Origin of the sequence: Nocardioides palaemonis (genome assembly GCF_018275325.1) — a bacterium.
GTDB classification, from domain to species: Bacteria; Actinomycetota; Actinomycetes; order Propionibacteriales; family Nocardioidaceae; genus Nocardioides; species Nocardioides palaemonis.
The window spans coordinates 606,574-632,040 of the sequence record NZ_JAGVQR010000001.1; the positions used below are offsets into that span (position 1 = coordinate 606,574).

Here is a 25,467-nt window from a genome sequence, read left to right on the forward strand (position 1 = left end):
TCGCGTGACCGGAATGAAGCGGACCACCGAGAAGAACCTGATGGTCTTCAGTGGTCGGGCCCACCCCGATCTCTCCCGGGAGGTCGCCGACCTCCTCGAGACCGGGCTGGTGCCGCAGAGTGCCTACGAGTTCGCCAACGGCGAGCTCTACGTCCGCTACGAGGAGTCGGTCCGGGGGTGCGACGCCTTCGTGATCCAGAGCCACACCGCTCCGATCAACGAGTGGATCATGGAGCACCTGATCATGGTCGACGCGCTCAAGCGCGCCTCGGCCAAGCGGATCACGGTGGTGATGCCGTTCTACGGCTACGGCCGCCAGGACAAGAAGCACCGCGGCCGCGAGCCGATCTCCGCGCGGCTGATGGCCGACCTGTTCAAGACCGCCGGCGCCGACCGGCTGATCACCGTCGACCTGCACGCCGACCAGATCCAGGGCTTCTTCAACGGCCCCGTCGACCACCTGATGGCGCTGCCGATCCTCACCGACTACGTCAAGGAGAAGTACGGCGACCAGGAGCTCGCCGTCGTCTCGCCCGACGCCGGCCGGATCAAGGTCGCCGAGCGCTGGTCGGCCCGCCTCGGCGGCGCGCCGCTGGCCTTCATCCACAAGAGCCGCCGCACCGACGTGGCCAACGAGGTCGTCGCCAACCGGGTCGTGGGTGACGTCAAGGGCAAGATCTGCGTCCTCACCGATGACATGGTCGACACCGGCGGCACCATCGTGAAGGCCGCGGAGGCCTGCATGGCCGACGGCGCGGCCGGCGTGGTGATCGCCGCGACCCACCCGATCCTCTCCGACCCCGCCGTCGACCGGCTGAAGAACTCCTCGGCCCTCGAGGTCGTCGTCACCAACACCCTCCCGGTGCCGGCCGACAAGCAGTTCGACAAGCTCACCACGCTCTCGATCGCCCCGCTGATCGCCCGCGCGATCCGCGAGGTCTTCGAGGACGGCTCGGTGACGTCGATGTTCGAGGGTCACGCGTAGGCACCCTGCGAGGAACGAGCAGGGGTGCCGCGACGCGGGAGATCGAGCAAGCCCCGCGGGTGAGCTCGCGAACCCCCGACGGGAGCGTCGAGATCCGCGTCTGACCCACGCCTGACCTCATTTCAGCGATCCCCGGTCAGCCGGGGATCGCTGAAGGGGACGCCGGCGGCCCCCGGATCCGCGCTCAGAGCGTCCGGTCGAGGTCGTCGAGGTGGTCGTTCCACGACCGCGCGAGGACGGTGGGGACGTCGCCCGCGGCGAGGGCGGCGGCGACCTCGTCGCGCAGCTCACGGCGTACGGCCACCGGCAGCGGCAGGCGGGGGAACGCGTCGCCGATGCTGTCGGCCATCGCCTGGCCCGACTGCTTCGCCAGCGTGAGGCCGTCGGTGACGTAGCGCGAGAGGTAGGGGCGCAGCAGGTCGGCCTGCTCCCAGCCCCAGAAGCCGGCGGCGGTCGCGTCGAGCTCGTGGGTGCTCAGCTCGCCGCTCGTCAGTCGCTCCCAGGTCGCGGCCTTGGCCTCCTCGGTCGGCACCGCGGCGCGCGCGGACAGCGAGGCGTGGTGCCCCGAGACGGACCGGTCGCGCTCGACCTCGGCGTCGACGTACGACGGGTCGCCGAGCTCGGCGAGCCGGTGGACGGCGGCCCAGCGCACGCTCGGGTCGACGTCGTCGCGTCCGAGCCAGTCGGCGAGGAAGTCCCGATCGGCGCTCAGCCGGGCCAGCACGCGGGCGGCGCCGGGGGCGAGGAGCGGGTCGCCGCCGTCGACGGCCCCCTTCGCGATGTCCGCCACGACCGCGAGGTGGCCCGCGACCGCAGCCGGCTCGTCATAGCGGCGCACCACGAGCTGGAGCGCGCGCATCACGCCCTCGAAGACGAGCGGGTGCCGCTCGAGGCGCAGGTGACGGTCGGCCAGCGCCACGAAGTCGGCGACGGGGACGACCTGGGACTCGGTGAGGTCGGCCGCGGTCCACCACAGCATCGCCCGGGTCAGCTGCGACTCGACCGACGACAGGCCCGCGGTGATCGCGGTCCACGACTGCTCGTCGGGCCGGACCACGGCGAAGGTCTCGTCGCCCGAGTTGGGCACGACGACCCGCCCGGCGAACTCCTCGAGCCGGACCGGCTCGTCGCCGACCTGCACGTCGCGCGAGCCCACCAGCCGCATCGCGTCGTCGTACGCCGAGACCGTGATCCGGTGCGAGCGCGAGCCCTCCCGGGCCAGGACGGGCACGCCCTCCTCGCGGGTCACCCTCAGGGTGTCGAAGCCGGTGCTGCGCAGCCAGTCCTCCGCCCAGCCGCGCACGTCCTTGTCGGTCGCGGCGTCGAGCGAGTCGAGGAAGTCGGCCAGGGTCGCGTTGCCGAACGCGTGGGTGGTGAGGTGGCGGTTGACGCCGGCGAGGAAGTCGTCCTGGCCGAGCCAGTGGCCGAGCTGCGCGAGCGCCGCGTTGCCCTTGGCATAGGTGATCATGTCGAAGTTCGCGAACGCCGTGTCGACGTCGACGATCTTCTCGGTGTCCTCCGCGATCGGGTGGGTCGAGCGACGCCGGTCGGCGCGGTAGCCGGTGGGCTTGCGGGTGATCGCCGCGGACGTCCAGGCGTCGGTGTAGCCGGCCGCGACGCCGGCGACGTCGTAGCCCATGAAGTCGGCGAACGACTCGTTGAGCCACGAGTCCTCCCACCACTTCATGGTCACCAGGTCGCCGAACCACATGTGCGCCATCTCGTGGGCGATCGTCGAGGCCACCCACTCCTTCTCCAGCTCGGTGGGGGCGCCCTGGGTGAGGTAGGAGTCACGGAAGACGACGCAGCCGGGGAACTCCATCGCGCCCCAGTTGAGGCCGGGCGCGAAGACCTGCTGGTAGTCGGCGTAGGGGTACTCCGGCTCGAAGACGGTCGTGTAGTGCTGGAAGCACGCGCTCGTGATGCGCTTCAGCTCCTCCGCGTCGCGGCGCAGCTCGCGCTCCTGCGAGGCGCGCGCGTGCCAGCCGAAGGGCAGCGTGCCGCCCGGGGCCGGGGCGTACGGCTCGTCCCAGGTGACCGACACCCACGGGCCGCCGACGAGGGTGAACAGGTAGGAGGAGAACGGCGGCGTCGTCGCGAAGGTCCACGTGTCGCCCTCGCGCGAGGAGAGCGCGCCGTTGGCGAGGACCGTCCAGTGCGCCGGCGCCGTGACGCGGACGTCGAAGGTCGACTTGATGTCCGGCTGGTCGAAGCAGGGGATGACCTTCTGGGTGATGTCCATCGAGGTGTGCGCGCAGACGTAGCGCTCGCCGTCGGCCGGGTCGACGGTCACGGTCATGCCGTCGCCGTCGGTGACATAGGGCATCCGGGCGGTGACCACGACCGTGGTGTCCTCGGCGAGGTCGGTGAGCGCGATCCGGCCGTCCTCGTACGCCGCGGGCGCGCCGTCGAGGGTCACGTCGGTGGCCCCGGTCAGCTCGAGGAACGTCGAGGCTCCCGGCTCGGTGCACCGGAAGGCGATCCGCGCCTCGACCGTGAAGTGCTCGGTCGAGGTGAGGTCGAGGTGCAGGTCGGTGCGGACGTCGGTCACGAGGAGGGCGCGCTCACGCGCCTCGGGCAGCAGGAGGGGCACCCGGTCACACTAGAGGCACGGTCCAGTCCGCCGCCTCCGGGATTCGACCCGGCGCGGGGGCGGGGTCTAGAGTTCTCGGGTTGCCTCGGCGAGGGAGCCGGTCGAACGACCAGGACTCCGTGATCGACAGGGCCGGACCAGCCACGCTGCGCCGCGCTCACGATCCGGAGCGCGGCGTTCGTCGTCTCCGGACCCGCCGAGCCGGCCGCACCGGCCCCCTCACGTACGGGGTCACTCGAACCCCGAAGCACCACCCCCGCCACCGTCCCGCCACCCTCCAGGAGGACCCATGTCTGCCCCCGAGAAGATCGCCGCCGAGGCCCGCACCGAGTTCGGCAAGGGCGCCGCCCGCCGGATCCGCCGCGAGCACAAGATCCCGGCCGTCGTCTACGGCCACGGCAACGAGCCGACCCACCTCATCCTGCCCGGCCACCAGACCATGATGGCCCTCAAGCACGGCGGTGCGAACGCGCTCCTCGCGCTGCAGATCGACGGCAGCGAGCAGCTCGCCCTGACCAAGGACGTGCAGATCGACCCGATCCGCCGCGTCATCGAGCACATCGACTTCGTCTCCGTGAAGCGCGGCGAGAAGGTCACCGTCGACGTCCCCGTGCACGTCGTCGGCGAGGCCGGCCCGGACACGCTGGTCGTGACCGAGAACGCCGTCGTCTCCGTCGAGGCCGAGGCCACCCACATCCCGGAGGCCTTCGAGGTCTCCGTCGAGGGCGCCGAGGTCGGCACCCAGGTCCTCGCCAAGGACCTCGACCTCCCGTCCGGCGTCACCCTGCTCGCCGACGAGGAGCTGCTCATCGTCAACGTGACCGAGCAGATCTCCGCCGAGGCGCTCGAGGCCGAGCTGGCCGAGGCCGAGGCCGACGCCGGCATCGAGCACGACCCGTCCGACGAGGAGATCGCCGAGGCGCAGGAGGAGGCCAAGGCCGAGGACGCCGCCCAGGACGCCGAGGGCTCCGACTCCGAGTGACCCCCTGCTGACCGGGCAGTTCCTCGCGCCGCGACGCGAGGAACTGCCCGGTCAGCGCATTTCAGCGCGAGGAAGTGCCCGCTCGACTGATTGGATGCAGGACGTGACCCAGCAGCAGGACCCCGAGCAGAGCGGCGCCTGGCTCGTGGTCGGCCTCGGCAACCCGGGTCCGGCCTACGCCGGGCACCGCCACAACATCGGCTACCTGGTGGCCGACGAGCTGGCCTCCCGGATGGGCAGCCCGTTCCGGAGCCACAAGTCCGGGCGTGCCGACGTCGTCGAGGGACGGCTGTCGATCGGCGGACCGCGGGTCGTGCTGGCGCGCCCCCGGGCGTACATGAACGAGCTCGGTGGGCCGGTGAAGGCGCTGGCGACCTTCTACAAGGTGTCGCCCGACCACGTCATCGCGATCCACGACGAGCTCGACATCGCGTTCGGCACGCTGCGGATCAAGCTCGGCGGCGGCGACAACGGGCACAACGGGTTGCGGTCGATGCGCTCCTCGCTCGGCACCGGCGACTTCCACCGGGTACGCGCCGGCATCGGTCGCCCGCCCGGGCGTCAGGACGTCGCCGACTTCGTGCTGTCGAACTACTCGACCGTCGAGCGCAAGGAGCTGCCGTTCCAGGTCTCCGACGCCGCCGACGCGATCGAGACGCTGATCACCGACGGCCTCGAGAAGACCCAGCAGCGCTTCAACTCCTGAGCCCGGTCGGTCAGGCCGGCGGCAGCACCACCGTCCACATGAGCGCCCGGCCCGAGGCCAGCGACGAGGTCGCCGCCAGCGCGGGGACCGTCCCGGCCGGTACGTCGCCCTGGTCGCCCGCGACGGTGGTCAGCAGGCCGGTCCCGGTGCCGGTCGTCGACGCGCGGCCGGTGAGGGCGGGCGGGAGCGTCCAGCCGTGCACGCTGCCGGTCTTGTCGGCGTAGTGGCGCAGCACCCGCGAGCCCGGCAGCGCGACGCTGGCCGCGGGAGCGCCGTGGGTGGTGGTGAAGGCGGTCTCGGCTCGCCCGACCGCGGTCGGCGCGCCGGCCCCGGCGTAGGCCAGGAGCACCAGGCTCGCCTTGGACGTGGCGTCGAGGGTGAGCGTGAGGGTCGTGCCCGGGAGGGCCGCGCCGGCGGTGCGGGTCAGGATCCACGACCGCAGGTCGGTGCCGTCGGACACCGTCGACACGAGGGTCCAGCCCGTCGGCGTCGTCAGCGTCGCTGCCCGGTTGGTGGTCACCAGCAGCACCAGCCGGTCGGTGGCCTGCACGGTGGCGGGCACCGCGACCTGCGGCCGTGCGGTGCTCGAGTCGGAGGTGGACGACGCGCGCCAGACGGGGCCGGCGGGTGGCGGCGGTTCCTCGGCCACCGTGACCGTCCGGACCTGCGTGGCGCTCGCGCCCTCGTCGTCGGTGACCGTGAGCCTCACGTCGTAGGTGCCGGCCGCGGCGAAGGTGTGGGCGACGGTGGAGCCGGTGGCGGTGGCGCCGTCGCCGAAGGCCCAGTCGAGGGAGACGAGCGCGCCCCCGTCGGGGTCGTTCGACGCGGACGCGTCGAACGTGCACGACAACCCCTGGCAGGAGGACGTGAACGACGCGACCGGGTCGCTGGGCGGCGGGGGCCCGGTCGGGGACACCAGCACGACGGAGTACTCCTGCCCGCCGCCGCCCGCCAGCGTGGCGCCCGTGATGCCGGGGACCAGCACCGGGGTGGAGCGGTTGGTGGTGGTGCCGTCGCCGACCTGCCCGGCGTCGTTGGCGCCCCACGCCATCACGTGGCCGTCGGCGAGCACCGCGAGGCCGGTGTCGCGGCCGGAGCCGATCGACACCACGGACGACAGGGAGCGTACGGCGACGGGCCGCGACCGGTTGGTGGTCGTGCCGTCGCCGAGGTTGGCGCGGTAGTTGCGGCCCCAGGCGAGCACGGTGCCGTCGGTGCGCAGGGCGTAGGAGTGGTGGGCGCCCGCGATCACCTGGGTGATGCCGGTGGCGACCTGCACGGGCGAGGTCCGGTCGGTGAGGGTGCCGTCGCCGACCTGGCCGTAGTCGTTGGACCCCCACGCCCAGACGCTGCCGTCGGAGCGCAGCGCGAGCCCGTGGTCGCGGCCGCCGGCGATCCCGACGACCGACGTCAGGCTGCCGACGCGGACCGGGGTGGTGCGCCGCACCAGCGTGCCGTCGCCGAGCTGTCCCTCGTCGTTGCGGCCCCACCCGACGACCGTCCCGTCGGCGCGCAGGGCGTACGACATGTCACGACCGCCGGCCACGGCGACCGCGTCGCTGATCCCGCTGACCGTGACGGGCGAGCGGCGCAGCGTGGTGGTGCCGTCGCCGAGCTGGCCGTCGGCGTTGAGCCCGAAGGTGCGCACGGTGCCGTTCGCGAGCAGCACGACCGTGTGGTTGTGGCCGGTCTCGACGGCGCTCGCGCCGGTGATGCCGGGCACGCGGGTGGGGGAGGGCAGGTTGGCGGTGCCGCCCGTGCCGAGCTGACCCTGCTGGTTGCTGCCCCACGTCCACACGGTGCCGTCGGAGCGGAGCGCCGCGACGTGCTCGCGGCCGCCGTGGAGGTCGACGACGTCCGAGAGCCCCACCACGGGGCCGGGGGTCGTACGGGCGGTGGTGGTGCCGTCGCCGAGCTGGCCGAAGCCGTTGCCTCCCCAGGTCCAGGGGACGCCGGCCGGGACCGGCGCGGCAGGCGCAGGGGCGGCGGCGAGCAGCCCGAGCGCCAGGAGGGCCGCGGCCCCTCCGGCACCGGCGCGTCGGTGCAGGGTGGTCGCGGCCCTCCCGGTGGTCATCTCAGCGGTCCAGCCGGAGCAGGATCGTCCAGGCCGTCGCGCTGGCGGAGGCGCTGTCGGCCGTCGCGGTCAGCGGTCCGTAGGGTCCCTCGGCCAGTGGCCCGCCGGAATCGGCGAGCACGCTGCAGACCCGTCCGGCGTTGGCGCCGCAGATCGCCTGGCGCGCGGTGACCCCACCCGGCAGCGTGAAGCCGGTCGTGGCGGACGACTTGTCGGCCCAGTAGGACACCGCCCAGTCGCCGGCCCCGGCCTGCACCGTCGGCGCCGTGTGGCCGGCCCGGACGACCGTCTCGGCGCTCGGCACCACCTGCGGGGCGAGCATGTCGCCGCTGTAGGAGGCCACGGTGAGGGTGTACTTCGCGGCGGCGTCCATCGCGAACCGGACGGTCCGGCCGCCGTCGCCGGCGGCGGCGGTGCGGGTCCAGACGAACGTCTTCATCGTCCCGGAGGTGGCGGTGTCGGCCAGCGTCCAGCCGGTGACGCCGCTGCTGGGGTCGCCGGGGACGCGGGTCGCGTCGTTGAGCGAGAGGACCAGCACCATCCGGTCGCCGGCGGACGTGCCGGCCGGGACCACCACGTTGGGCGTGGAGACGTTGCCCTGGTTGGCGGTGCTGCCGACCAGCGCGATCGGCCGGATCGCGACCGGCGCGACCGAGCGGGTCGCCGACGCGGTGGCGAGGTCGTTGTCGCGGACCGTCAGCGCGGGCGTGTACGAGCCGCCCGCGGCGTAGGTGTGGGTCGTGGTCGCGGAGTCCGTGACGTCCACCGACCCGTCACCGAAGTCCCAGGCGTAGGACGAGACGAAGCCGTCGGTGTCGCCGGACCCGCTGGCGTCGAAGGTGCACACGAGGTAGCGGCAGGTCGTGGTGAACGCCGCGGTCGGCGGGGTGTTGGTGCGGGTGACCTGGACCGTCCGGACCAGCGACCCGGTCGCGCCCTCGTCGTCGGTGACGGTGAGGGTGACGTCCCACGTCCCGGAGCCCGCGAAGGTGTGGCTCGGGGTGCGACCGGTGGCCGTGGCGCCGTCGCCGAAGTCCCAGGCCCACGACGTGACGGACCCGTCGGCGTCGGTCGAGCCGGAGGCGTCGAAGTCGCAGGCGGTGCTCGTGCACGTGGAGGTGAAGGCAGCCGTCGGCGCCTGGTTGGCCTCGACGGTGCGCAGCACGACCGACCAGGCCGTCGCGGTGGCGTTGGCGGTGTCGGCCGTCGCGACCAGACCGCCGTACTGGCCGGTCGGGACCGCCCCGGCGGAGTCGGCCCACGAGCTGCAGACGTGGCCGGTGCCGGTGCTGCAGACGGCGTGGCGCCCGGTCACCGAGCCCGGCAGCGTGAAGCCGGTCGTGGCGGCGGACTTGTCGGCCCAGTAGGACACCACCCAGGCGCCGGCAGGGGCGTCGACGAGCGGAGTCGCGTGGCCCGCGCGGTTGACCGTCTCGGCCAGGTCGGCCACCACCAGCGCCCCGCTCCGGACGCCGGAGTAGTCGGCGACGGTCAGGGTGTACTTCGCGGCCGCGTCGAGCGGGACGGTCACCCGCCGGCTCGCGTCGCCCGCGACGGCGACCTTGCTGTAGAGGCGGGTCTGCATGCTGCCCGACGTGGTCGTGCCGAGCACGGTCCACCCGGTGATGCCGGTGGGGTCACCGATCACGCGGCTGCTGGAGTTGAGGGTCAGCGCCATCACCAGCCGGTCGCCGGCCGAGACGGTCGACGGCGTGGTGACGTTGGGCGTGGAGACGTTGCCCTGGTTGGTGGCACCGCCGACGTAGGACACGGTGCTCGCCGCCGGCGCACCGACCACGACCTTGACGGTCGACGCGTCGTCGGTGGCGCCCTGGTCGTCGGTGACGACGAGGGTGGCGGTGTAGGTGCCGGGGGAGGCGTAGGCGTGGCTGGTGGTGGCGCCCGAGCCGTGGGCGCCGTCGCCGAAGTCCCAGGCCCAGTCGGTGACGGTGCCGTCGGGGTCGCTCGAGGCGGTCGCGTCGAGGTCGCAGGCGAGGAACGCGCACGTCATCGTGAAGTCGGCCGTCGGGGCGACGTTGGGCTTGACCACGGTGACCTGCTTCGTGGTGCTGCTGGACAGCCCGCCGTCGTCGGTGACGGTGAGGGTCACGTCATAGGTGCCGGACGCCGCGAAGTCCTTCTGCGGGGTCGGGCCGCCGGCTTCGTCACCGTCGCTGAAGCTCCACTCGTAGGACGACACCGTGCCGTCACCGTCGCTCGACCCGGACGCGTCGAAGGTGCAGGAGACGCCGGTGCAGCTGGAGGTGAAGGCCGCCGTGGGCGCGGTGTTGGGCAGCACCGAGGCGAGGAAGACCGCCCGGCCGCGCCAGTCGATCGACGTGTCGGCGACCGACGAGGTGCCGGTCGGCGCCCCGCCGCTGAAGCCGATCTTGAGCAGCTGGCCGTTGGGGGCGTTGACGACGTAGAGCGTGCTCCCGTCGAGGAACATGCCGCGGGTCGAAGCCCAGGCGATGTTGCCGCCGGTGACCGTGTTCTCGACGCCGCCGATGATGCCGGCGTCGGGGTTGAACCAGCGCCAGAAGAGCGAGGTCTGGCCGCTGCGCGTGTAGTAGATCCGGCCGGCGGAGTAGAACATGCCGGTGACCGTGCTGAGCTGGGAGTACCACGTCGGCAGCACGCCGGCGTAGGTCTGGCCGACGGGGCCGCTGCCCGTCTCGACCGTGCTCCACAGCGGGTCGAGGTAGGGATTGATCGCGGTCGCCGCGCCGAAGCTGGTGCCGTCGAAGGACCGCTTGTAGAGCATGCCGTCGGTCTGGGCGTAGAACAGCGTGCGGCCGACCATCACGGCGTTGCGGACGTTGCTCCAGTCGAAGGACCCGGTGCTGACGGTGCCCTGCGAGGTGACCGACGTGCCGTCGAAGGCGATCACCTTCGCCAGGTTGGCGTTGGAGGCCGCAGCGGTGTTGACGATCTCGATCGCGTTGACCTCCGGGTTGCCGAAGGAGGTGTGGGTGAAGTCGATGTTGACCGTGCCGTCGCTGGTGATGTCGAACGACTTCATCGTGCCGCGGTTGACGCCCGGGTCGACGTTGGGGTCGTAGCTCGACAGCTTGCTCACCCCGTCGATGAGGACGTTGAAGCGGCGGGTGGCGACGGACCGGCTGGCGAAGTAGAGCCGCACCTGGGTGCTGGTGCCGGCCGGGACCGGGAACGTCCACTGCATCTCGTTGCCGCCGGCGGGGTCGTTGCGCTCCTGCGTCCAGATGCCGAGCGGCGTCGAGGCGGGGACGTTGACGAGGCTGGTCGAGGTCAGGGCGCTCCAGGTCGCGGTGGTGCTGCCGGTGTTGTGCACCGTGCTGGTGGTGCCGTTGTCGGCCGCCCAGTCGGGCCCGTTGTCGGTCGAGGCGATCGCCGCGCCGCCGGCGTTGACGCGGTAGAGCACGTTGGAGGCCGCGAGCGGGGCGCCGACGTAGACGTTGCCGGGCAGGGAGCCGGAGGCCGTCGACGCGGTGTCGTAGCCCTCGGAGTAGGGGAAGAACGCGATCCGCGGTCGCTGGTAGCGGCGGTTGCCGATCCAGTCGGTGTCGCTGACCACCCAGAGGCCGGCGTCGGTCTCGTAGATCTCGTAGGCCGCCTCACCACGCGGGTTGCGGCCCGGGTTCCACCGCAGTGGGATGCCGGTCTGCGGGTCGAGCGCCGAGAGGCCCGGGCGCGGGACGGCGCCCTGGGCGGCCCGGTCGGAGCCGTTGGGGTTGTTCATCCAGCGGTTGTGGCCGCCGACGTAGACCGCGGCGCGGGTGATCTCGACGCCCCACAGGGTGTCGCCGCCGGAGTTGGTGACCCACGTCGGCTGCAGGGCGGTGCCGACGGCGTAGGTCTCGAAGCGCGAGGCCGTGTCGCACAGGGTGCCGGTGTTGGGGCCGCCGGTCGTCGCCACCACGAAGAATGAGCCGTCGGGCGACATCTCGACGTCGCGCATGTAGCTGTCGAAGGCACGCGGAGAGCAGATCGGGGTGTAGCGGGTGGTGTACCAGTCGGGGGAGACGACCGCGTTCGCGCCGGTCAGGTCCAGCATCACGATCTGGTCGCGGGCGAGACCGCCCACGGTGCGGAAGTTGCCGACCACGACCAGGCGGTCGCCCGCCGGCGTCACGCCGGACTCGCGGATGCCGATCGGGGCCTGCGCGCCGGAGCCGCTGTTGTTGTGGTGGCCGTCGACGGTCAGGTCCATGAACGGGTCGAGCGCACCGGTGGTCGCGTTGAGCGTGCCGAGCTGGCCGTGGGTGACCCCGCCGATCTTGGTGAAGAAGCCGCCGATGAACAGCCGGTTGTTGGGCAGCAGCTCCATCGTCTCGATGCCGCCGTTGGTCGACGGCGCCTTGAACGAGGTCACCGCCTGCCCGGTGTTCACGTTCAGCAGCTGGATGTGGTTGGGGCCCTTGCCGTTGATCTTGGTGAAGTCGCCGGCGACGTAGACCGTGTCGGGCGTCGGGCCGGGCATCAGCTGCTGGACCTGGCCGTCGACGGTGGGGTTGAAGGTCTGGCTGACCAGCCCGGTGGTGGCGTCGAAGGCGAAGAGGTTCTGTCGCGCGTACGGCGTGCCGTTCATCGGGTCGGCGACCTGGGTGAACAGGCCGCCGGCGATCATCGTGTTGCCGACCTGGACGATCTTGGACACCTCGCCGTCGAGCACCCACGGCGTCTTCTTGCTCGGGACGTCACCGGGCATCCGGGTGGCCGCGGGCGGCGCGGCCGCGGCACCGCCGGCGGTGAGCACGGTGGTGAGCGCGGCCAGCGGCAGCGCGAGCGCGACGGCGGACACGAGGGCGGAGACGAGCGCGGTCAGGCGACGGAACACGGGGGTCCTCCTGGAGGTGCGGGAAGGGGCCGAGAGCCACGCGGCAGGTCCGTCGCCGGACCACCCCGGGCATCATTCGAGCGGCTCGACCGCCCGAACGGGTGGGCGGTCGGGGGACTTAGCCACCTTTGGGTAGGTGGCCGGACGCGGCGGTCTCCCGTGCCCGCCAGCCGCCGGGTCGGTAGTCGGGGTCCTCGACCTGCTCGGGGGACAGCGCACCGAAGACGGGCAGCCCGGAGGCGTGGCGCACGAGGCCCCACACGAGCGGCACCGCGGCGAGCATCACCAGCCCGACGACTGCGACCAGCACCGGGTGCACGTCGTCCTCGCCGGCGCCGAGCGGCGCCCAGCCCGCCTTGTCGAGCAGCGCGACGCCCGACATGGTCAGCACCACGACGATGCCCCGGCGCACGACCGACTGCGGCACGCGCGGCGCTGCGAGGCTGCCCAGGATCGTGCCCGGCACGGAGCCGAGGATCAGGGGGATGGTCAGGGCGAGGTCCAGGCCGTGCAGGGAGATGTTGGAGATCGCGGCCGCGAGGACGAGCGGCACCGCCTGCACGAGGTCGGTGCCGACCAGGCGGACCGCCGACAGCCCGGGGTAGAGCATGAGCAGCGCGATCATGATGACCGAGCCGGACCCGACGCTCGTGATGCCGACCAGCAGCCCGCCGAGCGCGCCGACCAGGAGCGTCGGGAGCGGGCGGATGGCCGGTCGCTCCTCCGTGGTGACGCCGCGCCGCATCCGCGCCAGGTTGACCCACAGGCGCAGCGCGTAGGTCAGGGCCGCGAAGAGCAGCGCGAAGCCGATGCACATCTTCAGGACGTGGTCGAGGTCGCCGGGCGGGGAGAGCCAGCTGATCAGGTGGGGGCCGAGCAGCGCCATCGGGACCGACCCCAGCACCAGCCAGCCGGCCAGGCGCAGGTCGGGGGAGCCCTCCCGCTTGTGCACCACCGCCCCGCCGGTCTTGTAGACCGCGGCCGCGGTGAGGTCGGCCGTCACCACCGTGGCGGCGTCGCCGACGCCGAGGAAGATGAGGGCGGGCGTCATCAGGGCGCCGCCGCCCATCCCGGTGAGGCCCACCACGACGCCGACCACGAAGCCGGCCGCCACGATGGCGAGGAAGGTCGTCATCACCAGGTCGTCCACGGGCCACCCCTGCCGGCGAGATCGGTCCGCACCCGGCGGGTGCGGCGTACGTCGACCATCTGAGCGGTCGCAGGGGCGTCCGAGGCGCTCGTCCGGGGTGGTTCCCCAATTGGGGTGATAAGCCGGTGACCGGTCGTCCACGCCGTCCGGCGCTCCCTACGTTGCCGATCGACACCTGTCCGCGTCGACACACCGTGCCGTGTGCGGGCCCGGAACGACACGGCTCTTCGAGGGAGTGCGGCATGAAGGCTAGGAACAACGTGGGGCGCACGCGGCGCAGTGTCGCGCTGTCGTCCGTGGGGGCGCTCGTGGCAGCACTCCTGGGAGTCGTCGCCGCGGCGACCCCCTCCGCGGCGGCGGACACCATCACCTTCCGGGCGGCCACCCAGGCGGCCTGGAACCAGACGACCGCGCGGGTGACGGTCCCCACGACGGTGCAGGCGACCGACGGCATGCTGCTGTTCGTCACGACCAACACCGACGTCGCGCTCACCACCCCGGCCGGCTGGACGCTCGAGGGCACGCGCCTGTCGAACGTCGACACCGAGACCACGCTCTACAGCAAGGCCGCCGAGACGGCCGACATCGGCCGCAACGTCGCGGTCACGCTGTCGCAGACGGCGAAGAGCTCGATGACCCTGCTCGCCTACGACGGCACCGCCGCCGACCCGGTCGCCGCGTTCGCGTCCGCGGCCGAGACCAACCCCTCGAAGACCGCGCACGCCACTCCCGGTGCCGCGGTCGCGACCGCGGGGTCCTACGTCGTGTCCTACTGGGCCGACAAGTTCGGCCAGGAGACCAACGGCTGGACCCTCCCGGCCGGGCAGACCCAGCGCTCGATCGTCTCCGGTGTGGGCGCGGGCCGCATCTCCGCCGTCGCCTCGGACGAGAACGCCCCCGTCGGCGTGGGCGCGAGCCCGAGCCGCACCGCCACCAGCGCCGCCTCGAGCGCCAAGGCGACGATGTGGACGGTCGTCCTCCAGGCCGACCAGTCGGCCGACCCCAACGTCGCGCCCGTCGCGTCGTTCACGACCGCCTGCCCGACCGCGACCTGCACCGTCGACGCGTCCGCCTCGACCGACACCGCGCCGGGGACGATCGCGTCCTACGCGTGGAGCTTCGGTGACGGCACCACCGGCACCGGCGTCTCGACGACCCACACCTACGCGACCAGCGGCAGCAAGACGATCACCCTGACCGTCACCGACAACCAGGGGCTGAGCGCCACCACGACCCGCACGGTCAACGTCACCGTCGGCGGCGGCACCGGGGGAGCCGGCGACCAGCCGCGTCCGGGCCACACCCGCCTGGTGCCGAGCACGCCGCGCAGCAACACCCCGCGGATCAGCAACGGCGAGATCTGGGACATCGAGGTCGTGCCGCAGCTCAACCGGGTGTTCATCGCCGGAAACTTCACGTCGATCCAGAACAACGCCACCGGCAACACCACGACCTACCAGCAGGCGGGCCTGGCCAGCTACAACTACCAGACCGGCCTGGTCGACGCGCAGTTCCGCCCGACCTTCAACGGTGGGGTCGCGGCCGTCGAGGCCAGCCCGGACGGCACCAAGCTGTTCGTCGCGGGCTCGTTCAACACCGTCAACGGCGTGGCCAAGCAGAAGGTGGCCAGCCTCAACCTCACCACCGGCGCACCGCTGAGCACCTTCGGCTTCACCAACTCCACCAACAACCAGGTGCAGTCGCTGGCGGCGACCAACTCCACGCTCTACGTCGGTGGACGGTTCTCGCGCATCAACGGCGTGCTCAAGACCGGCCTGGCCGCGGTCAACGCGGCCTCGGGCGCCGTCGACACGGGCTTCTCCAACGACCTCGCGGGCGGCATCGGCGTCAACGGCCAGCTCGGCGTCCCGCAGCTCAAGCTGACCCACGACAACTCCAAGCTGATCGTGGTCCACACCGGCCGCTCGATCGCCGGACAGGACCGCCTCGGCGTCGGCATCATCGACACCGCCACCAAGCAGCTGCTGCCCTTCCGCACCCGGCTCTGGGACGAGAACCTCGCCCGGGTCGGCGGCGTGACCCGCATCTGCTGCGCCGACGTGGCGCCCGACGACTCCTACTTCGTCGTCACCTCCGGCTCCGGCGGCGACGCCCCGCCGATCAGCGACACCGTCATCGCCTACCCGCTCTCCGCGGCGGCGATGCAGAACGACGACGTCGACGAGATGTGGCTCTCGCGCCACTTCGACTCGATCTACTCGGTGGCGATCACCGAGAACTCGGTCTACGTCGGTGGTCACTACCAGTTCGTCGAGTCGCCGACCTCCTGCGCGGCCGAGCCCTGCTACCCGGGGCTGACCAACGTCGGCTACGGCACCGGCCAGGGCCTCGCGGGCTACGGCCTCGGCGACGCCGTGGTCCGGCGCGACCACATCGCGGCGCTCAACCCGGCCGACGGCCGCGCACTCGAGTGGAACCCCACCGGCGGGTCGAACTCCTTCGAGGGCAACAAGGCGATGGAGGCGACCTCGCGGGGTCTGTTCATCGGAGGCGACGGCATGTTCCAGGGCGGTGTCCGCACCGGACGTGTCGCGTTCTACGACTTCAACAGCGAGACCTTCCCGGCCGCCCTGCCCGACACGACCATCACCGCGCCGATCGAGGGCCGTGTGGTGGCCAACAACGCGCCGACCACCATCACCGGCACCGCTCGCGTCAGCACCGGCACGGTCGGTCGGGTCCAGGTCTCGATCCGCGACCGCGACTCGGGCCAGTACCTGCAGGACGACGGCACCGCCTTCACCACCTTCGGGACCGGCACCAACACGCTCAACGCGACGCTGTCCGGCACGGGCACGACGCGCAGCTGGTCGATCCCGGCCACGATCACGGTCAACCGCAACATGATCGTGACGGCGACGGCGTTCACCGCCGCGACCGGTGGCACGGGCGACTCCACGCCGGCGACCAAGAAGTTCGAGTCGTTCAGCACCGACGACCAGACGCCGACCACCAACATCACCGGACCCAGCGGCGTGCAGACGTCGACGACCTTCACCGTCACCGGCACCGCCAACGACGACAAGGGCGTCAACTCGCTCACCTACTGGTTCCGCGACGAGGCGGGGCGCTACCTGCAGAACGACGGCACCGTCGACGACATCTACAACACCTTCCGCGGCCAGCCCGACGTGGTCGGGGCGACCAGCGCCACCTGGTCCTACGAGGTGACGCTGCCGCACGAGGGCATCTGGCGGGCCAGCGCGACGGCGGTCGACACAACCGGCCAGGCCGACCTGCGCAGCGCCACGCGTGACTTCCGGGTCGACTCCACCTCGGTGGCGCCGACGGTGAAGATCAACGCGCCGGTGGAGATGACCCCGCCGTTCGCCGTCCCCGCCGTGACCGTCGACCCGGGTGGCCGGGTCACCTTCTCCGGCACCGCGACCGACGACGCCGGGCTGAAGAACGTCGAGATCGGGCTGCGCAACACCTCGACCGGCGAGAACCTCGGCAGCGACTGCACCTGGGCGGTCGGGATCAGCGCCGGCAACTGCCGGATCTCCCCGGTCGACATCAGCGGCGCCAACTACAACTGGAGCTGGACCACGCCGTTCAACCTCTCCGCGGGCACCTACAGCTTCACCGTCCGCGCCACCGACGACGAGGACCTCACCACCTCCTCGACCAACCAGGGCCGCCTGACGCTCAACGCCCAGTTCGCCGGTGACCTGCCGCCCGACACGACGATCGCCTTCACGCCGCCGGCCGACCGCTCCCTGGTGGTCAACCTCCAGGGCACCGCGGTCGACGACCTGGGCGTCGACCAGGTGCGGGTGACGCTGCAGGACCGCGACACCGGTCGCTACCTGCAGGCCAACGGCACCATGTCGTCGACCGTCGCCTTCCGGACCGCCACCCTGGCGAGCCCGGGCGCGACCAGCACCACCTGGTCGCTGCCGACGATCACCCTGCCGACGGGAGGAAACTGGCGCTTCACCGCGACCGCGTACGACGCCGCCCACGCCCAGCAGGACGCCAGCCCGGCGACGGCGAGCTACCAGGTCTACCCCGGTGACGGGCTGCCGACGCTGTCGGACACCCTCGGCCAGCCGGTCAGCGGCTCGACCTTCGACCAGGGCAAGATCGTGGTCACCGGTCGCGCCGAGGACGCCCCCGACCAGTTCGCCGGGATCTCGGCGGTGCAGGTCGCGGTCGTCAACGCGGCCGGGCAGTACATGAGCTCGACCGGCACCTTCACCAGCACCACGCCGAGCTTCCGGACCGCGTTCCTCAACAGCCCCGGCAGCGTGGGGTCGAACTACTCCTACACGACCCCGGTCATCCCGGCCGGCACCTACAGCGTGATCGTGCAGTCGGTCGACGTGCACAACCAGGTGATGACCCCGCCGCGCACGTCGACGGGTGTCGTGGTCACGCAGCCGGCCAACAACCCGCCGGTCCCGAGCTTCACCTACACCTGCAACCAGAACGTCTGCACCTTCGACGGCCGCGGGTCGACCGACGAGAACACCAGCGCCCTGACGTACTCCTGGAGCTTCGGCACCCAGGGCACCGCCACCGGGCCGCTGCCGACCAAGACCTTCACCGCCGCCGGCACCTTCCCGGTGACCCTGACGGTCAAGGACGAGTGGCAGGTCTCGGCCACGACGGTCGCGCAGAACGTCACGATCGCCGAGCCCGCGGGCAACGTCGCCCCGGTCCCGACCTTCATCCAGAGCTGCCTGGGCACCACCTGCTCGGTCAGCAGCGCGGGCACCGCGGACCCGAACACCGGCGACACGATCACCTACTCGTGGAACTGGGGCGACGGGACGCCGCTCAGCACGGGCGCCTCCCCGGCGGCGCACGCCTACGCCGCACCGGGCACGTACACGATCACGCTGACCACCACGGACGGCTGGGGCAAGTCCGCCTCGACCACCCGCACGGTCAACCTGGTCGAGCCCGCGAACAACACGGCACCGGTGCCGCAGTTCACGGTGAACTGCCTGTCCTTCACCACCTGCACCTTCAACAGCTCCGGCACCGCGGACCCGCAGGGTGACTCGATCCGCTACGCGTGGACCTTCGGCGACGGCGCCACCAGCACCGCCGCCAACCCGTCGCGGACCTACGCGACGGCCGGGGCCTACACGGTGAACCTGACGGTCACCGACGTCTGGGGCAAGAGCACCACGATCAGCAAGGTCGCGACGATCGAGGAGCCGGTGGGCAACAACGCGCCGACGGTCACCTTCACGACGGCGTGCACCGGCCTGGTCTGCACCATGAACAGCACCGGCACGGTCGACAACGACGGCGGGATCCGGAGCTATGCGTGGACCTTCGGTGACGGCGGGACCGCCACGACGGCGAGCCCGACGCGGACCTACGCCGCCGCCGGCACCTACACCATCACCTTGACGGTGACCGACAACTGGGGGAGGGCCACCGCGGCGACGCGCACCGTGACCGTCCCCTGACCGGGGCGTCCCGATCCGCTCGTGACGGGACCGTGGGCCGCTCGGCCCGCGGTCCCGTCACGTCTGTCCGACGGCTGTTGGCACGCACGTGTGCACACCAATTCGCACGTGGTGTGACACCCTCGTCACCCGCCTGACGTCACCGCACGTGACCCCCCGTCCGGCGTCCCGCGGGGGGTCCCGGCGACTTGACGACCCCGGCGCGGTGGGGTGGACTGCCGGTGGTTTGGCGTACATCACCCACCGGCACGGGGGCCCAGGTCGGTGGGGGCGTCAAGCCGGCATCCCGCCCTGCGGATGTCGCCCTCGTCCCCCAGCGGCGTGGCCCTCGGTGCCCCTCGTGCACCGCCCTGCCCGGCCCACGCCGACCCGGAAGGTCTCATGGAACACGTCTCCCGTCGTCACGTCCTGCAGCTCGTCGGAGCCACCGGTGCCGGAGTCGCCGGCGCCTCCACGCTCGGCTCGCTCCCGGCCGCCGCCCGCAGGGGTGGCCGCGGCCGACGCACCGGCATCCGCAGCATCCAGCAGCTCCGCGTCCCGCTGGTCGGCATGAGCGCGCCCGTCGAGGACTGGGCCGAGCGCCACGCGCTGGTCGGTCCGGGCGTCGGCGCCCGCCGCATCTTCGCCGACCTCGCCGACGGCCCCACCTCCCAGCTCCGCCTGGTGCGCGAGGCGCACGCCGCGGGCCAGCTCCCGGTCATCTCCTACAAGGCCGGCGGCAGCGTCGACGACGTGCTCGCCGGGCGCTACGACGCCGTGGCCGCCGAGGCCGCGGCCCGGCTCGGGTCCTTCGGCAAGCACACGGCCGTGACCTTCTGGCACGAGCCGCACGGCAACATGACGCCCGCCGAGTACGTCGCGGCGAGCAAGCGCCTCGTCCCGATCCTCAAGCGCGGCGGCGCCAAGGTGAAGGTGGGCCCGCTGCTCAACGGCTGGCTGCTCGACCGGCAGGTCGACCTGTTCGCCCAGTACGCCCCCGACGAGCTGCTGAAGAAGTGGGACTGGTTCGGCCTCGACACCTACGAGTCGGGGACGATGGACAGCCCCGGCGCGGTCAAGCCCGCCTCGCGGATCCCGGCCGCGCGGCAGTTCCTCGCCTCGCGCGGCTTCGACCTGCCGCTCGGCATCGGTGAGTACAACGGCTACTCCGCCGCCACCATCGCCGAGGCCGGCAACACGCTTCTCAACACCGACAACGTCTGGTTCGGCTGCCTGTGGAACACCACCGGCGGCAAGGGCGTGGAGCTCAGCGGCGACCGCCTGACGGCGTTCCAGGGCACCCTGCAGAAGGCGCGCGCCCGCCGGTCCCGTCGCCGCAAGCGCCTCTGACGCTGCCCCCCGCGGGGTGCGAGCCCCTCACCGCCACGCCATTTCTCTCGTCGTCTCCCCGGAAGGTCCCAGGACCCATGGAACACCTGTCTCGTCGTCATGTCCTCCAGCTCCTCGGAGCCACGGGCGCCGCGGTCGCCGGCGCGTCCGCAGGCGCCCGGGCGGCGGTCCCGCCGTCGACCGTCCCCCAGATCGGGATGAGCTCGCCCGCCGCGCAGTGGGCGACCCGCACGGCCCAGGTCGGCCCCGGCCTCCGCGCGCGCCGGATCTTCGCCGACCTGGCCGCCGGCCCGACGTCCCAGCTCCGCCTGGTGCGCGAGGCGCACGCCGCGGGCCAGCTCCCGGTCATCTCCTACAAGGCCGGCGGGTCCATCGCCGACACGCTCGCCGGGAGGTACGACACCGTGGCCGCCCAGGCGGCCGCGCAGCTCGCGGCGTTCGGCAAGCCCACGGCCGTGACGTTCTGGCACGAGCCGCACGGCAACATGACGCCGGCGCAGTTCGTCGCCGCCCAGCGGCGGATGGTCCCGATCTTCCAGGCCGGCGGCGCCTCGCTCAGGGTCGGTCCGCTGCTCAACGGGTTCCTGCTCGACCGCCAGGTGGCGACGTTCGCCCAGTACGCGCCCGACGACCTGCTGGCCCGCTGGAACTTCTTCGGGATCGACACCTACGAGTCCGGCACCATGACCAGTCCCGGCACGGCGAAGCCCGCTCCGCGCATCGGCGCGGCACGGACGTTCCTCACCCAGCGCGGGTTCGCGACGCTGCCCCTCGGCATCGGCGAGTACAACGGCTACAGCGCGCAGACGATCACCGACACCGGCAACGCCCTGCTCACCACGTCCGGCGTCTGGTTCGGGTGCCTGTGGAACAGCACCGGCGGCAAGGGAGTCGCGCTCAGCGGCGACCGACTCACGGCGTTCCGCGGCACCCTCGCCGCGGCGACCGCCCGCAGCGGGCTGCTCGCCTGACGCGGTCGGGACCCCGGACCCGTCAGGCCCGGGCCGCGGCCAGCGTCTGCTGGAAGGCCGCGAGCCGCTCGCCCTCGAGGACGTGGCCCTTGCTCTCGGTCGAGTTCCACAGGCACCCGAACCACACGTGGGGCGTGTCGAGGATCGCTGCGCCGGCTGCGGCGATCGTCGCGGCGGAGTAGCCGTTGTACTCGCCGACGCCGATCGGCATGGTCGGGTGCCCCCGAGCCGCGAGGTAGGCCGACAGCGCCGGGAGGCGCTGGGCGGGCTTCGCGGGCCCGGGCGAGGCCATGGTGCCGGACTCGTAGGTGTCGATGCCGAACCAGTCCCACAGCGAGAACAGGTCGTCGGGACAGAAGCTCGTGAACACGTCGAGCTGGTTGTCGAGCAGCCAGCCGTTGAGGATCGGCCCGACGCGGACCTCGCCCTGCCGGAACGCGGGGAGGATCCGCCGGCTGGCGGCGGCGTACTGCGCCCCGGTCAGGTCGCCGTAGGGCTCGTGCCAGAAGGACACCGCCGTGGGGAGGCCGTAGGACGCCAGCCGGGCTGCGGCCTGCCGGGCGACGGCGTCGAACCGCCCGGCCGCTGCACCCGCGGCGTCCCCGCCGACCTTGTAGGAGATGACCGGCAGCATCCCCGCGGCGTGCGCCTCCTCGACGAGTCGCAGCTGGGTGTCGGCCCCGTCGGCGAGGTCGGCGAAGATCCGGCGCGCGCCGAGACCGGCACCGACCTGGGCGACGCGCAGGTCCCACTCCGGAGCGGGCGCGCTCATGCCGATCAGGGCGCCGGTCCCGCCGACGGTGACCTCGGTGCCGAGGACCTCGTAGCCGATCGTGCGGCGGAAGACCCGGCCGTCCTTGCGGCGGACGACGACGGTGACCGCGCCGGTGCCGGGCTCGGTCGGCGTGGCCGTCCAGACCTGTGAGCGGCGGTGGCGCTCGGTCCGCGTCCACACCAGTCCGCCGTCGTCCCGGACCCGGATCCTGCGGGGCTGCTTGAGCCGCTCGACGACGGTGAGGGTCAGGAGCTCACCCGTGTGCACGGTGCTCGTGGCCAGCTCGGCGCGGACCTTGCGGCGTCGACGCGCCGCGCGGGCGGGCGCGAGGAAGCCGCTCGCGCCGAGGACGCCGGTGGCGACGCCGGAGAGCTGGAACACTGATCGACGGGAGAGGTGCGGCACTTCTCGAGCCTTTCGAGGGGTGGTCGAGGCGTCCGCTGCCCCCGCTGGCACGCGCGCACCCGGCGTGGGCGCAGACGTGCGACGGACGGCAGCACCGTACGGGAGGGGTCGGTCGGGCTGTCAACCGTCGGGGCGGTCAGCGAGCCACCACGGCGGCCGACCGCGCGGAGGGCGCACCCGTGCCGACCGCGTTGACGGCCACGACCTCGAACCGGTAGGTGCCGGCCGCGAGGGTGAAGTCGTACTGCTTGACGTTGGGGCCGAGCAGGCGCGACGTCTGGGTGCCGAGGACGGTGGCGTCGGCCGCGGCCGAGCTCATCCGCAGCGCGACGACGCGGTAGCCGGTGATCGCCGACCCGCCGTTCGTGGACGGTGCCGTCCACCGGGCGATGGCGCTGAGCGTCCCGCCGGCCGCACCCTGCGCGGGCGTGCCGATCACCGGTGCCCCAGGGACGGTCGCGGCGTTGCTCGGCGTGACCGCGTTCGACAGCGCGGAGTACGCCCCGGTGCCGGCGCTGTTCGTCGCGGCGACCTGGAGCCGGTAGGCGGTGCCGTTGGTGAGCCCGGTGACGGTGAGGCTCGTCGCCCCGGCGGCGGCCGGGCGGAGCGCACCGACCTGGGCACCGGCGCCGTTGACGACCCGGACCTGGTAGCCGGTGACCGCCGACCCGCCGTCGTCGCTCGGCGCGGTCCAGGTCAGCGTCGCGGTGCCGTTGCCGGCGCTCGCGGTGCCGACCGTGGGCGCGGCGGGCGTCGTGACGACCGGCCCGGTGCTGCGCGGCGTCCCGGGGGTGCCCGCGCCGGTCGACAGCGCCCAGCTCGCGCCGGCGTCGTTGTCGGACGCGGGGTCGAGCAGCTCCAGCGACTGGCCCGCGGTCGGGACCGGCCAGCCGGCGCCGCCGTAGGTCACGGTGTCCGCGAGGCTGCCGTCGGGGCGGGTCAGGGTGAGCGTGCCGGAGGCGGGGAGCGCCCCGCTGAAGCGGTCGCCGACGAAGACGCCGGCGCCGTAGGCGGTGCGGAACGCCGGGTCGTTCGCCACCAGCGTCAGCGCCGAGCGGGCCGGGACGACGGTGCCGGGCTGGACGGTCGCGCTGGCCGCGCCGGCGAGGGTCCAGCCGCTGAGGTCGACCGCCTGGGTGCCGGGGTTGTAGACCTCGACGAACTCGGCGCCGTCACCGGACGCCGGCGAGTGCTGGATCTCGTCGATCACGACGGCCGGGGCAGCCGCCTGGGCGGCCGGGACGCGGGCGTCGGTGGCGAAGACCGTCCTCCGGGCGGCGAGGTCGTTGAACAGCCGCTTGCGGAAGGTGGCGTAGTCGACCGGGTTGCCCGGGTAGGGCCAGGCGCCGTGGTCGAGCGCCGCGACCGGCTGCGTGGGGCCGTAGGTCGCGTCGTAGAGCGCCTCCATGCGACCCGGTGCGAGCAGGTCGTCGACCAGCGTCCGCAGCCGGCGGAAGTACATCGCGCGCCACGTCGGGTCGGCCAGGATCGCCCGCATCAGCGCGCTCGTGTTGTCCCCGGGCTCGGCCGGGGTGACGAACGTGCTGTTCACGTTGCAGCAGCCGTTGCCGAGGGTGTGGTCGAGGTCCCACGGGAGGATCCGCCAGCGGCCGGTGACCGAGTCCTGGACGAGGTAGAAGTTCTTCGACGAGGAGTCGTGGTGCTCCACGATCGCGGTGACCGCCGCGTAGTTGATCATCTGCGGCAGGTCGGCGGTGGCCAGCAGGGCGTTGCGCTGCGCCGCGCCGGTGAGCCGCACGCCGGCGACGAACGCGCTGATCGGCGCGAAGTCCTCGTCGGCCGGCTCCTTCTTGGAGAACTGGACGGTGATCGGCCGCGTCGAGAACGCGCTCGTCTCGGCCTCGAAGAACTGGTCGTCGTCGTAGCCCTCGCGCTCGCGCCAGGTGCCGTCGTAGGTCTCCTGCAGGTTGTAGAGCCCCTGGAACGCGCCGTTGCGCTGGGTGCGGACCGGGAACATCGTGTGGTCCTCGAACCCGGCGCGGCGGTAGGCGTCCCACGAGAGCACCGCGCGCCCGTGCGAGCGGTCGCTCCAGTCGGCCTGCATGTCGATCTCGTCGACGGGCTCGACGAAGAGGCCGGGCAGGTCGAAGTCGTAGCCCGACGGCGTCTTGAACTTCCAGCTCACCTTCGGGTCGGTCTGCGAGGCGTGGCCCTTGATCTCCATCGAGACGTTGTCGTAGACGGTGCCCCCGTAGGCGATCGCACCGGAGCGCACGATGTCGGCGGTCGGGTTGGCGACCATCTGGTTGTAGTCGGCGGGCGCGATGAACCACTCCCACTGCGGGATCGGGCTGCTGATGCCGCTCGGCACGACCACGCCGCGGTAGACGACCGTGTCGTCGACGCGGGGCAGACGGGTCGTGGCGACGGCGTTGGTCGCCTCGAGGCGGTAGCGCAGGAGGTGGCCGGCCGCGGCGCCGGGGATGGTGGCGGTGTAGGTGTCGCCGCCGGCGGGGGTCATCGCGACCGACTGCTCGGCGGCGAAGTCGGTGCGGTAGCGCAGGGTGGCCGACGTCTGGTCGGTGATGGTCGCGGTCACGGTGACCGGCTGGCCGGGTGCGGGCGCGGTGGTGCTCGGCGTGACGCCCGAGATGCGCGGCCCGAGGCCGGAGCGGCGCACCGAGTTCGGGGCGCCGGGGGTGCGACCGGCCGCGTTGGTCGCCGAGGCCCAGTTGAGGGCGTCGTCGTTGTCGAGGGTGGCGTCGACGAGCTCGAGCGACGGGCCGGTCCCGTCGGCGGTCACCGGCCACGGGTCGGCCTCGCCGTAGGTCACCGTGTCGATGGTGGCGCCGCCGGCGTCCCGGAGGGCGATGGTCTCGCCCGAGTTGGACAGGTTGCCGCCGTAGACGGCGGCGGGCGCGGAGCCGTAGGTGGCCTGGAACTGCGCCGCGTCCTTGGCGACGACCAGGAAGCCGCCGGGCGCGATGCTGGTGCCGGCGGGCAGGGTCAGGGTGATGCCCGAGAAGGTCCAGCCCGAGAGGTCGACGGCGGTCGGGCCGGTGTTGAGCAGCTCGAGGTAGTCGTCGCCGTCGAGGTCGGAGACGGCGTGGAACATCATCTCGTTGATGACCACGTCGGTCGCGGCGGCCGTCGCCGGCGGGCTCGTGGCGATCGCGAGGCCGGCGGCGGTGGTGGCGGTCGCGGCGAGCACGGCCGCGAACCTGTGCGTGGGTGTGGTCATCCGTCTCGCCCCGTCTCGTCGCGGACCGG

Annotated in this window: 12 protein-coding genes; 6 read left to right on the forward strand and 6 right to left on the reverse strand. The window is 72.6% G+C overall.

Going from position 1 to position 25,467, the window contains the following annotated elements:
• Positions 1-13: 13 nt before the first annotated feature.
• Positions 14-985 carry a ribose-phosphate diphosphokinase gene (locus tag KDN32_RS02880; protein ID WP_211730607.1) on the forward strand — a complete coding sequence of 324 codons (972 nt, stop codon included), beginning with the start codon at positions 14-16 and terminating at the stop codon, positions 983-985.
• Between the two features lie 184 nt (positions 986-1,169).
• Here the strand turns inward: KDN32_RS02880 and pepN are convergent, their stop codons facing one another.
• Positions 1,170-3,578, reverse strand: a complete 2,409-nt coding sequence (gene pepN / locus KDN32_RS02885; protein ID WP_211730608.1) for an aminopeptidase N — start codon at positions 3,576-3,578, stop codon at positions 1,170-1,172.
• Positions 3,579-3,867: 289 nt separating this feature from the next.
• Here pepN and KDN32_RS02890 point away from each other — a divergent pair, with 289 nt between their 5' ends.
• Together KDN32_RS02890 and pth are read left to right on the forward strand one after the other, a co-directional pair.
• Entirely contained in the window at positions 3,868-4,560 is a 693-nt protein-coding gene (locus KDN32_RS02890) for a 50S ribosomal protein L25/general stress protein Ctc (RefSeq protein WP_211730609.1), read from the forward strand.
• Positions 4,561-4,663: 103 nt separating this feature from the next.
• Complete coding sequence (gene pth, locus KDN32_RS02895) at positions 4,664-5,266, forward strand: aminoacyl-tRNA hydrolase (protein ID WP_307853652.1); 603 nt, start codon at positions 4,664-4,666, stop codon at positions 5,264-5,266.
• Between the two features lie 10 nt (positions 5,267-5,276).
• Here the strand turns inward: pth and KDN32_RS02900 are convergent, their stop codons facing one another.
• The 3 genes from KDN32_RS02900 to KDN32_RS02910 form a co-directional block, all read right to left on the reverse strand.
• Positions 5,277-7,340, reverse strand: a complete 2,064-nt coding sequence (locus KDN32_RS02900; RefSeq protein ID WP_211730611.1) for an RCC1 domain-containing protein — start codon at positions 7,338-7,340, stop codon at positions 5,277-5,279.
• Position 7,341: 1 nt separating this feature from the next.
• Entirely contained in the window at positions 7,342-12,159 is a 4,818-nt protein-coding gene (locus KDN32_RS02905) for a PKD domain-containing protein (protein WP_211730612.1), read from the reverse strand.
• A gap of 118 nt (positions 12,160-12,277) precedes the next feature.
• Positions 12,278-13,309, reverse strand: coding sequence for a sulfite exporter TauE/SafE family protein (locus KDN32_RS02910; protein WP_211730613.1), 1,032 nt, complete (start codon positions 13,307-13,309; stop codon positions 12,278-12,280).
• Positions 13,310-13,617: 308 nt separating this feature from the next.
• Between KDN32_RS02910 and KDN32_RS02915 the strand changes: the two genes are divergently transcribed.
• The 3 genes from KDN32_RS02915 (at position 13,618) to KDN32_RS02925 (ending at position 21,056) form a co-directional block, all read left to right on the forward strand.
• Positions 13,618-18,756 carry a PKD domain-containing protein gene (locus KDN32_RS02915; RefSeq protein WP_307853654.1) on the forward strand — a complete coding sequence of 1,713 codons (5,139 nt, stop codon included), beginning with the start codon at positions 13,618-13,620 and terminating at the stop codon, positions 18,754-18,756.
• Between the two features lie 381 nt (positions 18,757-19,137).
• Positions 19,138-20,085, forward strand: a complete 948-nt coding sequence (locus tag KDN32_RS02920) for a hypothetical protein (RefSeq protein WP_211730615.1) — start codon at positions 19,138-19,140, stop codon at positions 20,083-20,085.
• A 77-nt stretch (positions 20,086-20,162) separates the two neighbouring features.
• Positions 20,163-21,056 carry a hypothetical protein gene (locus KDN32_RS02925; protein WP_211730616.1) on the forward strand — a complete coding sequence of 298 codons (894 nt, stop codon included), beginning with the start codon at positions 20,163-20,165 and terminating at the stop codon, positions 21,054-21,056.
• A 22-nt stretch (positions 21,057-21,078) separates the two neighbouring features.
• On the opposite strand, the gene KDN32_RS02930 is transcribed toward KDN32_RS02925, so the two are convergent.
• Both KDN32_RS02930 and KDN32_RS02935 read right to left on the reverse strand, forming a co-directional pair.
• A complete protein-coding gene (locus KDN32_RS02930; RefSeq protein WP_211730617.1) occupies positions 21,079-22,212 on the reverse strand; it encodes a hypothetical protein in 1,134 nt (377 codons plus the stop codon).
• Between the two features lie 160 nt (positions 22,213-22,372).
• A complete protein-coding gene (locus tag KDN32_RS02935) occupies positions 22,373-25,438 on the reverse strand; it encodes a lamin tail domain-containing protein (protein ID WP_211730618.1) in 3,066 nt (1,021 codons plus the stop codon).
• Positions 25,439-25,467: the final 29 nt, after the last annotated feature.

Bases quoted from the DNA above. Each gene is read 5' to 3' on its own strand.
- KDN32_RS02880 (WP_211730607.1), top strand. From the start codon at position 14: ATGAAGCGGACCACCGAGAAGAACCTGATGGTCTTCAGTGGTCGGGCC.
- KDN32_RS02890 (WP_211730609.1), top strand. From the start codon at position 3,868: ATGTCTGCCCCCGAGAAGATCGCCGCCGAGGCCCGCACCGAGTTCGGC.
- KDN32_RS02900 (WP_211730611.1), bottom strand. From the start codon at position 7,340: ATGACCACCGGGAGGGCCGCGACCACCCTGCACCGACGCGCCGGTGCC.
- KDN32_RS02920 (WP_211730615.1), top strand. From the start codon at position 19,138: ATGGAACACGTCTCCCGTCGTCACGTCCTGCAGCTCGTCGGAGCCACC.
- KDN32_RS02925 (WP_211730616.1), top strand. From the start codon at position 20,163: ATGGAACACCTGTCTCGTCGTCATGTCCTCCAGCTCCTCGGAGCCACG.
- KDN32_RS02935 (WP_211730618.1), bottom strand. From the start codon at position 25,438: ATGACCACACCCACGCACAGGTTCGCGGCCGTGCTCGCCGCGACCGCC.